1 pseudogene is annotated in these 305 nt (G+C 41.6%); it reads left to right on the top strand.

Annotation, left to right across the window (positions count from 1 at the left end):
• Positions 1–18: 18 nt before the first annotated feature.
• Positions 19–305 (top strand): annotated as a pseudogene (locus tag HC175_RS22660) (GNAT family N-acetyltransferase); the annotation flags it as partial.

Here is a 305-nt window from a genome sequence, read left to right as displayed (position 1 = left end):
AATTTAGATCATAAATCTATGCAGGAAATCAAGATAAGGAAGGTCACGATCAACGACCTCGACACCTTACAACAGATCGGGGAGCAGACCTTTAGGGACACCTTTGTTGCCGACAATGATCCAGACGACATTCAGGAATATCTGGAGCAAGAATTGTCTGTAGAAAAGATCGGTACCGAATTAGCTGATGAAAATTCTGAGTTCTACTTCGCTTTGTCAGGAGAACAGGTCATTGGGTATTTAAAAGTAAATTTTGGAGCTGCCCAAACCGAGATCAAAGATGATAATGCTCTTGAGATCGAACG

It is taken from the genome of Salinimicrobium oceani, from assembly GCF_012037645.1.
Note: the sequence above shows the minus strand (reverse complement) of the source record. Positions and strands in the feature narration are given on the sequence as shown.